At 60.3% G+C, this 12,073-nt stretch carries 12 protein-coding genes; 3 read left to right on the top strand and 9 right to left on the bottom strand.

Annotation, left to right across the window (positions count from 1 at the left end):
• Positions 1 to 213 precede the first annotated feature (213 nt).
• Entirely contained in the window at positions 214 to 1,125 is a 912-nt protein-coding gene (locus FJ959_RS22780) for a LysR family transcriptional regulator (protein WP_140557395.1), read from the top strand.
• 99 nt (positions 1,126 to 1,224) lie between these two features.
• The gene (locus FJ959_RS22775) at positions 1,225 to 1,815 is read left to right on the top strand and encodes a GNAT family N-acetyltransferase (RefSeq protein ID WP_140557397.1); all 591 of its coding nucleotides are present in this window, start codon (positions 1,225 to 1,227) and stop codon (positions 1,813 to 1,815) included.
• 88 nt (positions 1,816 to 1,903) lie between these two features.
• Here FJ959_RS22775 and FJ959_RS22770 read toward each other — a convergent pair whose 3' ends face one another.
• Positions 1,904 to 2,743, bottom strand: a complete 840-nt coding sequence (locus FJ959_RS22770; RefSeq protein WP_140557399.1) for a hypothetical protein — start codon at positions 2,741 to 2,743, stop codon at positions 1,904 to 1,906.
• A 557-nt stretch (positions 2,744 to 3,300) separates the two neighbouring features.
• Here FJ959_RS22770 and folP point away from each other — a divergent pair.
• Positions 3,301 to 4,077, top strand: a complete 777-nt coding sequence (folP, locus tag FJ959_RS22765) for a dihydropteroate synthase (protein ID WP_246679003.1) — start codon at positions 3,301 to 3,303, stop codon at positions 4,075 to 4,077.
• Positions 4,078 to 4,086: 9 nt separating this feature from the next.
• Here the strand turns inward: folP and pqqE are convergent, their stop codons facing one another.
• From pqqE to FJ959_RS22720, 8 genes are all read right to left on the bottom strand, one after another.
• The gene (gene pqqE, locus FJ959_RS22760; protein ID WP_140557402.1) at positions 4,087 to 5,208 is read right to left on the bottom strand and encodes a pyrroloquinoline quinone biosynthesis protein PqqE; all 1,122 of its coding nucleotides are present in this window, start codon (positions 5,206 to 5,208) and stop codon (positions 4,087 to 4,089) included.
• A complete protein-coding gene (pqqD, locus tag FJ959_RS22755) occupies positions 5,205 to 5,498 on the bottom strand; it encodes a pyrroloquinoline quinone biosynthesis peptide chaperone PqqD (protein ID WP_140498256.1) in 294 nt (97 codons plus the stop codon). The genes pqqE and pqqD overlap by 4 nt, the downstream gene beginning before the upstream one ends.
• Positions 5,495 to 6,253 (bottom strand): pyrroloquinoline-quinone synthase PqqC, encoded by a 759-nt coding sequence (gene pqqC, locus FJ959_RS22750; RefSeq protein ID WP_140632191.1) that lies wholly within the window; start codon positions 6,251 to 6,253, stop codon positions 5,495 to 5,497. The genes pqqD and pqqC overlap by 4 nt, the downstream gene beginning before the upstream one ends.
• Positions 6,250 to 7,188 carry a pyrroloquinoline quinone biosynthesis protein PqqB gene (gene pqqB / locus FJ959_RS22745; RefSeq protein ID WP_140498251.1) on the bottom strand — a complete coding sequence of 313 codons (939 nt, stop codon included), beginning with the start codon at positions 7,186 to 7,188 and terminating at the stop codon, positions 6,250 to 6,252. Before pqqB ends, pqqC begins: the two co-directional genes overlap by 4 nt.
• A gap of 413 nt (positions 7,189 to 7,601) precedes the next feature.
• Positions 7,602 to 8,162, bottom strand: coding sequence for a PQQ-dependent catabolism-associated CXXCW motif protein (locus FJ959_RS22735; protein WP_140581044.1), 561 nt, complete (start codon positions 8,160 to 8,162; stop codon positions 7,602 to 7,604).
• Positions 8,159 to 9,052 (bottom strand): substrate-binding domain-containing protein, encoded by an 894-nt coding sequence (locus FJ959_RS22730; RefSeq protein ID WP_140524717.1) that lies wholly within the window; start codon positions 9,050 to 9,052, stop codon positions 8,159 to 8,161. The genes FJ959_RS22735 and FJ959_RS22730 overlap by 4 nt, the downstream gene beginning before the upstream one ends.
• A complete protein-coding gene (locus FJ959_RS22725) occupies positions 9,024 to 9,548 on the bottom strand; it encodes a c-type cytochrome, methanol metabolism-related (RefSeq protein WP_140515133.1) in 525 nt (174 codons plus the stop codon). The genes FJ959_RS22730 and FJ959_RS22725 overlap by 29 nt, the downstream gene beginning before the upstream one ends.
• A gap of 175 nt (positions 9,549 to 9,723) precedes the next feature.
• Entirely contained in the window at positions 9,724 to 11,625 is a 1,902-nt protein-coding gene (locus tag FJ959_RS22720) for a methanol/ethanol family PQQ-dependent dehydrogenase (protein ID WP_140632189.1), read from the bottom strand.
• Positions 11,626 to 12,073 lie beyond the last annotated feature (448 nt).

The following is a 12,073-nucleotide window of genomic DNA, read 5'->3' as shown; positions in this document are numbered from 1 at the left end:
CTGCAGGGGTCAGGCTTTGAGTGCGGAAGTGCGCACATCGGTGGTGCAAAATCGATCCGGTCGGACGACTGCCGCCAGCCGCGACGAATTGGTGTCCGTCGTTCGGAATTGGGCCGCGCTCGTCGACATAAGCTATGATAACTGCCCACACTGCTGTACGACTGCGTTGGATACGGGCTTTGGAAAGCGCACCGCGCGGTGCGGGATCGCGCCATGATCGACTGGGATGATGTTCGCTATTTTCTGGCCGTGGCGCGCGGAGGCTCGGTGCGGGCCGCCGGCGAGCGCCTCGGTGTGAACCACTCGACCGTGCTGCGACGCGTTGGACAGCTCGAGGAACGCCTTGGGGCGCAGATGTTCGAAAAGCTGCCTTCGGGCTACCGCCTGACGGCTGCGGGCGAGGAGGTGCTCGAGCTCGCGAACCAGATGGAAGCGTCGTCGCACCAGTTGGAGACACGCGTCTTCGGGCGCGACCAGAGCGTGCGCGGGCTTCTGCGGGTGACATTGGCTCCGACCCTTGCGACACACCTGCTCATGCCTGATTTCGCCGAGTTCGCGCGTCTGCATCCGGACATCGAGATGGACGTCTTGTCGTCCGGGGAGCTGGCAAATCTGACCAACCGAGAGGCCGACGTGGCGATCCGCGTCGTCTATGACCGCAAAACCCTGCCGCTCAATCTTCACGGCCTGAAGGGGCCAGAGTTGTTCGGCGGCGTCTATATGTCCCGCGATCGACTCGCCGCCTGGCATGCGGGCGCGCCCGATCCCGTCCGGTGGATCGTCATAAGCATTCATGGAATTCCGGACTGGGCTCGCGAGGGCGAGGTTCGCACCACGGAGGTTCCATTCAGGACCACGGACGCCGAGGCACAGATCGTTGCGGTACGGCAAGGGCTCGGGATCACGACACTGCCGTGCTTCGTCGGAGATGCCGACCCCCTGCTGGTGAGGGTGCCGGGTACCGACCTGCACATGTACGGAACGCTCTGGCTTCTCACGCAGGGGGAGACACGCAAGACGAAGCGCGTGCGGCTCTTCACGGAATTCGTATCCCGCAGGCTCGCCGCGTACGCTCCGCTTCTCGCGGGACTTTCCATATCGCGCGACCGACGCCTGGCGGGTTGACGGCCTGCCTTGCCGACGGCTTTCCGGGGGGCTTGCCGGCTGCTTATGATTGCCGCTTTCCGGCTATCATTGGCGCCGCCTCAGGTGGAAAATGCTTCGATGGAAACTGTCCGATTTCCCAAGCTCACGACACCAAGGCTCGTGCTTCGGGCGCCGAGAAAACGGGATATCCCGGCATGGTTTGCGCGCGCGACGGATGTCGAATCCGCCTCTCTTGCCGGCGATCCTGTTCCCGACGACATAAGCGCGGGCGAGCGATGGTTCGCCCGTTCGCGTCAGCGTTTCGCTGACGGTACGGCGATCCAGTGGTCCATAGATCAAGTAGGAGTTTCGGAAGCGATCGGGACAATAACCCTGTCCTTCGGCGCAACCGACGCCAAGGCAGCCGCATTGGGATTTGTGCTCGCGCGTGCGCATTGGGGGCACGGACTGGGCAGCGAGGCGGCGCGCGAAGTTCTCCGCTACGCTTTCGAAACTCTGGCGCTTGAACGGGTGACGGGCGAAGCGGCGGCGCGCAATTTTGCCTCGGTGCGGATATTTGCGAAGCTTGGATTCAAACATGTCGAGAGCTTCATCGACGAGTCCGACGGCGAGCGTTGCGAGCGCTTTACGCTCGACCGAGACATCGGGCCGTCACTGTTGGCAAGCAACGCGATGCGGACTGCTAGGGCTCTGAGCCATGCCCAATAGCGTTGCTCCGGCGAGTCGATACTGAATCTGCGCTTGCGCGCCTCTCTCGACAAGACCAACGGCTGGACGCGATCGAGCGCAGGCAGGTTCAATTGGTGCTGGTTGTGGCAGTGAACCCGCACTGCTTCTGTTCCATATCGATCTGCTTCGTGATGCGGACGGCGTTCTGTGCGTAGGCTTCCGTCACGGAGCCACTATTCACGGTCTTGTCCTTCAGCGGACTCACGCCTGCGCAGAGGTGGAAAACATGCGGCTCGGTGGACTTCGCGGCTCCGTTTTCGGGCGCGATCCAGTAGACGACGTCCTGACCTGCGGGGTGGCTCGCGTCTCGCGTCGCCGCCGCCACCGCGGCGGTGTCCGTCGCGATCGCCTGCGCCTGAGCGGCGACGTCGGGCGAACAGGCAGTGGTGGGCTGCCCCGACTTGATCTGGGCTGCGCATGCGTTCATATCCTGGGTGTATTGTTCGACCGACGGGGGTTTGAAGCTGATCCCCATGATCGTCGCGAGCACGGCCAGCGCAGCGCCGACGCCGCCGGCAACCTTCTTGGTCCGCGGGTCCATGTTTTTGTCGGTGAGGATGAGGAAAACCAGCGGGAGAAAGGCAATCAGCGTGATGATTGCGCCGAGCTGGTTTTGGAAGAAGAACCTGGCCGTGTCGGATGCACGGGCCGGATCATGCCTGTTCGCCGCCTTCCACAGCAAGTTGCCGGCGATTGCGAAAATCGCGATGCCGACCAGAAGGCCGATGATCAGCGGCAGGTGTGCCTGATCGAATTTGTTCTGGCGAAGCAGCATAATCCCGTAGATTTCGCCGCCAATGGCGACGATCCACGAGAGTGCGGCGAAAAGACGAAGACGCGTGGCGGAGGACTTCTGGCCCTGCGTCGCTTGCCAATCCTTGGTAACGTCTGACTTGTTGTCGGTCATTGACCAGATCCCCTGATATCGACACTTAGGCGGGCGGCGTTAGCAGCGTCATTGAACGAGCATTACTTGCCTTAGCGATGCGGGCAAAAATGTGAGCGCCACGGCAGGCTTAATCCTCATACATATTGCGCATGAGTGAAACCGTCCATACTCATTGAGGCAGACGCCTATGCAGCGATGGCTCCGTTAATCTCTGGCCCGAACTGACGACACCAGCCGAAAATCGAAATTGCCATTGCCATCTCCGTGGTTCCTTCCTCGGCGGCTCTCGCACACCCTGCGGCGCCCGAACATTCGCTTCTCGCACTGTGGGGTTATGATAGCCTGGGCGACCGAAAGATCGAATACGACGCGAATTCCACAATGACGATGACCACGACACCAACTGCGGTATTGCGTGGCATGGAGCTCAGCATCCCTCGCGAGAATGCACCCGGTAGACTATGTCCGAGCGATCACCAGGGAGGCGTGGCGTCGATGCTCGCCGCGCTCGCCCGATGAACCGTTGGCAACTTGCTCATGGACGGTATCTCGATCTTGGTGCGAGATCGTTACTGATGGGGATCTTGAACGTTACGCCGGACAGTTTTTCCGACGGTGGAGAATTCGATCGGCCGGAGCGGGCACTCGAACAGGCACGGCGTATGATCGGCGAGGGCGCGGCGATCATTGATGTCGGGGGCGAGTCCACCAAGCCCGGCGCCGGCAGCGTTTCGGCGCTTGAGGAACAATCGCGTATCCTCCCGATCATCGAGGCGCTGTCGTCGGACGGCGACTGCATCGTTTCGGTTGACACCTATCGGGCCGAGACGGCGCGTCTCGCGGTCGCGGCGGGTGCACATATCGTCAACGACGTACACGGCCTGCAGCGCGAACCCGACATTGCGCACGTCGCGGCGGAAGCTGGCGCTGGCCTGGTCATCATGCACACCGGGCGCGACCGGGAAAAATTGGCCGATGTAATCGCCGACCAGTTCCTGTTCCTGAACAGATCGCTGGAGATCGCGCGCAACGCCGGCATCCCGGACGACCGCATCGTGCTGGACCCAGGCTTCGCTTTCGCCAAGAGCGGAGAGGAGAACCTTGAACTCATGGCTCGCTTCGGCGAACTGCGCGCTCTTGGTTTTCCATGGCTCGTCGGCACCTCGCGCAAGAGGCTTGCCCATCACCTGGTCGGCGAAAGCGACGAAGGGCGGGACGTTGGCACAGCTGCAACCAGCGTCATCCTGCGGTTGAAGGGTGCTTCGATTTTTCGTGTGCACAATGTCGGGATCAATCGCGATGCCCTGGCTTTCGCCGACGCAGTGCGCGAGCGCGAGAATACGGCGGAATGAAAGAACCTGTCAGGCGGGCTCGGTCACGACGCCGATACGCCGGTAGGTGAATGGTTCGTCCTCCGAAGGAACTGTCGCGGTACGCTTGGCTTCGTCGATCAGCATCGCCATGCGCGCGTGGATCGGCGACTTCGCGCAAGCCGGATCCGTTGCGGCGGCATCGCCGGCGATCGCCATCGCCTGGCAGCGGCAACCGCCCCAGTCGATCTCGCGTCGTTCACAGCCGCGACAGGGTTCCTGCATCCAGTCCGTGCCGCGGAAGGCATTGAACGCCGGCGAATCGGCCCAGATCGAGGAGAGGGTGTGTGGTTTGAAACGCTCGAAGCTGAGCGACGGGATCGTCTGCGCGGCATGGCACGGCAGCACGGTGCCGTCAGGCGCCACCATGAACGCGTCACGCGCCCAGCCACCCATGCACGGTTTGGGGTAGATGGCGAAATAGTCTGGTGTCACGAAATCGATGTTGATAATGCCGGCCAGCCGCTCGCGTGCTTCCGCGACGATTTCCGCCTGCCGGTCGACTGCTGCACGCTCGGGCATCAGCTGATCGCGATTGATCAAAGCCCAGCCAGCGTACTGGACGTTGGCGATCTCGAGCCTCTCCGCGTCCAGCGAAAGGGCAAGATCGATGAACTCCGGTACCTCCTCGATGTTATGGCGATGGATCGGCGCGTTGATGGTGAGAGGCAAGCCGGCAGCTCGCGCGCGGCGTGCCGTCTCCAGCTTCTTGTCGTGGCTGCCTTTGTGGTTGCCGATGCGTTCGGTGGTCTCAGGCCGTGCGCCCTGAAAGCTCAATTGCAGATGGTCGAGCCCGGCTTCGGCAAATGCTTCGATGCGGCCTTCGGCGATGCCGACGCCCGCGGTAATCAGATTTGTATAGACGCCGCGCGCTGAAAGTCCGGCGATCAATTGCTCGAGGTCGCGGCGCAGCGTCGGCTCACCGCCTGACAGATGCACCTGCAGAACACCGAGATCGGCGGCCTCCGAGAACAGGCTGAGCCAGGTCTGTGTGTCGAGTTCGCGATTGGCCTTCTGCAATTCGAGCGGGTTGGAGCAATAAGGACATTGCAGCGGGCAGCGATGTGTCAGTTCCGCCAGCATGCCGATAGGAGGGAGGAGGGGCGTGTTCATAGCTTCACCAGCAGCTTGTCCGACCACTCTTGCAGGAAGGCGATGACGTCGGCCGCCACGGCCTCCTCCTCGGCCTCATAATCCGTGGCAAGGCCGGCGATGATTTCGCCGACCGTGGACCGTCCGTCGCAGCGCCGCAATATGTCGAGGCTGATATCGTTCGGCCAGAATATTCTCTCCGGTGAAAGCACGGCGAACGCCTGCCGCACGGAATCGTACTGTATGCGCACGTGCTTCGGCAGGAAGGGTATCGATCGCAGCGACACCAAGGCTCTTTCGCGCAGCATCATGGGGCTGCCTCGGGGCGGAAGGCGCCGGGCGGTATGTTTTCCGGCTCGCCATAGGCGTGTTGAAGCGCATCAAGCATGGCCCAGAGTATATCGCATTTGAACACCAGCGCATCTATTGCCTGCTGCTGGCGTTCCGCCGTATCGGCATGGCTGAGCACGTAGGTGAGGGCGAAGTCGGCGTCGCGCGAGGCTTGTTCGGGCCGTTGCTTGAAATAGGCCAGCGTATCCTCGGTGATATAATCGTATTTGGCCAGCATCGCCGGTACGCGCTCGCCGATGATGAGCGGTGAGAACATCTCGGTCAGCGACGACGCGACCGCCTCCAACAGCGTCCGGTTGGTGCAAAAGGAGAGATAGGCCCCCACGGCGAACCGTGTCGCCGGCAGTGCCAGCCTTTCGCTCTTCACGGCCTCGGCGTCCAGACCGAGCGAGGTTGCCAGATGCAGCCAGCGCGCGATACCGCCGCTCCAGCCGTCCTCGCCATCATGGTCTTCGATACGTTTGCGCCAGGCGGCGCGAAACGCCGAATCCTCGGCATGTGCGAGGATCATGGCATCCTTGCGCGGGATGACAGCCTGGTAGCAATAACGGTTCAGCGCCCAGGCCTTCATCTCGGCCTTCGACAGCGCGCCGCTGGTCATCCTGTGATGGAAGGGATGATGATTGTGGTAGCGCTCGGCGCCGACCTGCCTCAGCACGGCTTCGAGATCGCTCGTGGACAGGCCGCCTTTGGCCGCATCGCGGAAATCGTTCAAAATTCCATCTCCATGCCGTCGCCTGCGACTTCCCAGCCTGCCGCCTTGACCGCCGCGTGTTCGGCCGAATTCTCGTCAAGGATCGGATTGGTGTTGTTGATATGGACGAAGACGCGGCGGCCCAGCCTCACATCGGCCAGGCTGGCGATCGAACCCGCGTCTCCCGAAATCGCCAGATGCCCCATGCGCGCGCCGGTTTTCTGACCGACGCCGGCGACGATCATCTCGTCGTCGGTGTAGACAGTGCCGTCGAACAGAAGACAGGCTGCATCGCAAAGACGCGCGCGCAGCGTCGCATCGATGCGCGCGCAGCCCGGGATGTAGAAGACAGAATCGCGGCTGCCGATACCCGCAATTCGGACTCCAATCGTGTCACCGGCGTCGGAGCTGAAATTGGCATCCGGATGGTCTTTGTCCTCCAGATAGAGTGCTATCTTTCCAGGCACCGGAAAGCTCTCGATCATCACGCCGGTCTCGCTGCCTTCCGCATCGCAGATGACCAATTCTTTCGCTGTCGGCAGGATGCGCCGCGGCACGACCGCCGGATCGAGAACGTTGAAAATCGAATTCGCCTCCAGCGTCGCCAGAACCTGCGCCGTTGCATAGATGGCGAAAGGCTGCCGCTCGCGCAGGCTGAGCAGTCCGGCGATATGATCGACATCGGCATTGGTCAGCACCACCGCGCGGATAGGCGTCGAACGCAGCGGCGCGTCGCGCGCAGGTTGCAACTCTGGCGTTGCCGCGATCTGCTGGCGAATGTCGGGTGAGGCATTGAAAAGAACCCAGCCGACGCCATCCGTCGAAGCGATGACACTTGATTGGGTTCGTGAATGCACGCCAGCCATCCCGGAGCGGGCCGCACGACTGAGACGATAATTACAATTCCATTGCGGAAAGCCGCCGCCTGCCGCCGATCCGATGATCCTCAAATGCATGAAAACGCCCGCCCCGCGGCTTCTCTGACCAGCAGGCAATTTGCAGCCCTGAAAAGTGCCGCGCGCGCCCTACACGCGTCAAAACCTTTCGCCAAAACCCTTGCGGGGATGCGTGCCCCTGTTGCCAGGGACACGCACCTCTGCGGCCTACCTCTTGGGAGTAATTTCGGCAGGCAGATACCGAGAAATTTCCATGCCCGCAGCAACCTGGCACATGGTCGGTTTTTTCCAGTTTTTCTTCATGACATTTCTCCTCTTATACCAGTCCGAAGGGACCGATCCCTGTTGTTAGCCAACCATTGCAGGGCACCGAAGCAATGGCTCGTCCATCACGTCTCAAAATGGACAAACGAAAAAGTAGGTTTTGAAAAATCGAAAAGCAAAACTACCGGGAATAATAGCAAAACCTTCCTTCAATTGCTCGTTTCATATGGTCTTTTCACCTCCAGCGGAAGATTTGCACCTTCCCACCCATCAGCGCCGAGTGGATACCAGATTACCGAACTGTAGCCCCACTCGATCGCCCGTTTGGCGGCATTCCAGGACATCCAGCAATTCGTCATGCAATAGAACAGAATCGCTCGCGATTTGTCCGTGCCGGCCTTGGCTTCGAGGCCTTGGCGAAAATAGCTGGTGGTCTCTTGCGAAATAGCGCCGTATCCCACGTTGGCCAGCCATGTACTGCCTGGAATGTCCTTTCTAACCTTATCTCTCCATATCGTTCCTGCCGGCAAATTGGTCGGCTTGGGCGTGTTCGGCATCACGTCGAAGAAGACTGCTTTCTTCGCTCGCCACAGCGCTTCAGCTTCCGCCGTCGTCACCACCCTGGCGCCTTGCAGCGTCGGCGGCACCGGCGCCCGATAGTCGTCCATCCGATACCCCCTGGGTTCGGCGATCTCGCCAGCCCGCGTCGGTTCGGCCAGACCCATAAGGCTCGCAGCGACCAGCAAAAAAACAGCCTCCTTTCCCTTCATTGGGTGATCGGATTGTCGTGTTCGTCGATCAGCGGCACGTTGTAACTCAGCAGGAGCCTATTGATCTCCGCCTGGTTTTCCCTGATCACCCGGTTGAGCGTCCGCTTCCATTCCTGGTCGGACGGACGTACGCCCATGGTGATGCGGTAGGACATGCGCGAGCCGGTTTTTTCCTTTACCAGCGGAACAATCGCCACATCGGCTCCAAGTTGCTTGGCATAGTAGCCTGCCATCGGTCCCCACAGGACCGCCGCGTCGATCTTGTGGGCCAGCATGTCCTTGATCATGACCTCCCCCATGGAGGGGGTGACACGCGTATCCACCGCAAGCGGATAGATCTTGGCGGTCCGCAGAAGCTTGTTGGCGGCCATGTTGGCGGTTGGCGGCGTGCGCTCGACAACCCCGATCGTCTTGCCCGTGAGTTTGGGATCCTCGATCGTTTCGACGCCCTCCATATCGTTGCCCTTCGGGTAGACCAGCACATATGTGGAGCGATAATAGGCGTTGGTGTTCTGCACCAGTTCATCGCCTTGGGCATAGCCCATGATGATGTCGCATCGGTTCGCTCCCAGCGTGTTGCGAACGAAGCCGGTGACAAGTGGAAACCAGGTATAGGCGACGGACTTCCGTCCGGTTTTCGCGGCTACCAGTTCGGCGAGTTTGTTTTCGAAGCCTTCGCCGCTCTTGTCGGTGAAGGGCATATTCGAAGGATCGGCGCAGACGCGCAGAATGTCGGGATCGACCAGTTCTCCCGCCGCGCCGAGGCCGGCGCCTTGCGCCTGCGCGTTCGATGGCAACAAGGCCAGTGCGCCGAGAATCGGCAGAACGACGCGCAGCTTCAATGCACCGCAGCCGTTCATGTCATCCGCCCATGCAGGATGCTTCGGCATCCTTCGCCGCCTGCGGCTTGTCTTCGTGCTTGGGCGGCCTGCCGCGTGGCGCCGCACCATCGGCGCGCGCGCGCAGGTAGACATAGAGATCGTCCAGGTAGCAATAGACGTTCTTGTTGTCGCCAAAGGCAGGCATGACGTTTTCCTTGCCGCCGCCGACATTCTTGCGGCCCTCGGCGACGATCGAGAGGAACGTGGCGTAGTCCATGGTTTTCAAGCTGTTGACCAGGGCCGGCGCGTAGCTCGAACCTGTCGCATCCTGTCCGTGACAGACATGGCAATCGGAGTGATACCGGCGGTAGCCGCTGAACGTGTACCAGTCGACGGTTCCGTTCTCGATCTTGTAGGTCGGATTTCCATCCGCATCCAAATACTTGCCGCCTTCTTGCTTCACCGCCTTGGCTTTTTCCATGCTGTCCTCGGCCCACGCCACGCCTGAGCTTGCCAGAGGCAGCAGAGCCAGGACGAAAGCCGAAATTACAATGCGAACGGACATTCAAACGCTTCCTTCATTTGCCGTGGACACGGTTTGCTGCCGTGGCCGGCATTGATCGGTGTGTCGGGGGTGCAACCGCATCGAGAGCCCGGCCATGGTTTCGGATGATCCGGGCTCTCGTTTTTCAAACCTCCGGTCCAACAAGACCTGAGGCGTGCTTAAGGTTCCCCGCCCGTCAGTCCGGGAGACCGAAGACGGTGAGCTGACCGCCCAGCGTCGTATAGTCGGCAAGTGCCGCGTAGCCGCCGACGGCACCCAGACCAGCGGTACCAACGACCGCGGACTGATCGCCTTGCGCACGGCCCTGATCGACGGCGCCATGCCAGGCAGCAGCGTTGTCAGGCGAAAGCAGACCGCCTGCCAGACCGATACCTGCCCACCCACCGACGCCGGACAGAACGGCGATGTACTGCTTGCCGTCATGCTCGTACGTGGTGATGTTGCCGATGATGCCGGACGGGGTCTTGAACTTGTAAAGTTCCTTGCCGTCCTTATCGACCGCCTTGATGTAGCCTTCGAGCGTGCCGTAGAAGACGACGTCGCCATCTGTCGCCAACGCGCCCGACCACACGGAGAACTTCTCAGGCTTCGACCAGACGATCTCGCCCTTGGCCGCATCCCAGGCAATGAAGTTGCCCATGCTGCCGTCGCCGCCAGGTGCCGGGTACATCGACACTGTGGCGCCAACATAAGGCTGACCGGCGGTGTAGCTTACCTTGTACGGCTCATAGTCCATGCAGACATGGTTGGTCGGAACATAGAACAGGCCGGTTTTCGGCGAATAGGCAGCCGGCTGCTGATCCTTCGTTCCAAGCGCCGCCGGGCAAATACCCGTCGAGTTGGTGTCTTCGCCGTTCTGCTGGGTCGAATATTTCGCCACGACCTGCGGGCGACCATACTGTTCGCTCTTTGGGTCCATGACGACTTCCGTCGCCCAGTTCACCGCTGGATCGTATTTCTTGGCGACGAGAAGCTCGCCGGTGGCGCGATCCATGGTGTAGGCGAAACCATTACGATCGAAATGCACCAGCACGTCGTGTTTGGCGCCATTGACCTCCATGCCATCGACGAGGATCATCTCGTTGATGCCGTCATAGTCCCATTCGTCATGCGGGGTCATCTGGTAGAGCCATTTGGCAACACCGGTATCGGCATCGCGGGCCATGATCGTCATTGACCAGCGGTTGTCGCCAGGCCGTTGGACCGGGTTCCATGTCGAGGGATTGCCGGTGCCGTAGTAGATCAGGTTCAGCTTGGGATCATAGGAATACCATCCCCATGTCGTGCCGCCGCCTGTCTTCCATTGCTCGCCTTCCCAGGTGTTGGTGCCGGAATCCTTGCCTACCGGCTTGCCCAGCTGGGTGGTTTTCTCGGGATCGATCAGGGTGTCGGCGTCGGGACCTTCCGAATAGGCTTTCCAGGCAAGTTTGCCGTCTTTCAGATTGTAGGCGGCCAGCCAGCCGCGAACGCCGAACTCGGCGCCGGACACGCCGATGAGTACCTTATCCTTGACCACGACGGGGGCAGCCGTGCCGGATTCGCCTTTGCCGCCGTCGGTCATGTCGCCATTCTTGACCGACCAGACGACCTTGCCGGTCTTTGCATCGAGGGCGACGACCGTGGTGTCGGCCTGATTGAGAATGATCTTGCCGTCACCATAGGCAACACCGCGATTGACCGTATCGCAACACATGATCGGAATGACATTCGGATCCTGCTTGGGCTCGTATTTCCAGAGGATCTTCCCGTCATTCTTGAGGTCGAGCGCAAAGACATTGTTTGGGAAGGGCGTATGGACATACATCACATCGCCGATGATCAGCGGTCCACCCTCATGCCCGCGCAGCACGCCGGTGGAAAAGGTCCATTTGACCTGCAGGTTCTTCACATTATCCGCAGTAATCTGGTTGAGTTTGGAATAGCGGGTGTTGGCGTAGTCACCCGTCTGCATCGCCCAGTTCTTCGCATCCGAAGCGAGCTTTGCAAGATCCTCGTTGGCCGACGCCGTATAGGCCGCGCCGAGCGACAGAAACGCCGCAGTGGTTAGAATATACGTAGCTTTCGTAAGTACACGCATCCGAATTCCTCCCGGGGTTCACAGTGATGAATCGACTGTCAGGCCCACAAGGGCTCGCCCAAGCGATTCACGGGGGGGAAATATTTCCGGCAGCGTGTCACGACCTAAGCCAGATGTGCAGAGGGCACCGTTACTGCCCACCTCACTTTGGCCTACGAAAGACTGTCGCCGCTCCCTAATGACGGTGACGCCCTTGAAGCCGGAAACAGGGAAAGGCTATGTCATCCCAAAAGGCTAGGCAAGCAAAAAAGGCCTAGTGCATTGTTGCACCGCAATATTCTAAATGATGCACTGCAATATACAGAAATGAACAGAACTACAAGATTAATATGAAGTGTTTTACGCTCCCGCGGTGACCGAGAACCGTACTAAAATAGTCTTACTGTCGGTCTTTTGATTTTAATATACACCGAGGTTATTTGCTAATGTTTATCGCTGCCCATCTTGG

Source organism: Mesorhizobium sp. B2-2-4 (genome assembly GCF_006442375.1).
GTDB lineage: Bacteria > Pseudomonadota > Alphaproteobacteria > Rhizobiales > Rhizobiaceae > Mesorhizobium.
This window is presented reverse-complemented; position numbering and strand designations above follow the sequence as displayed.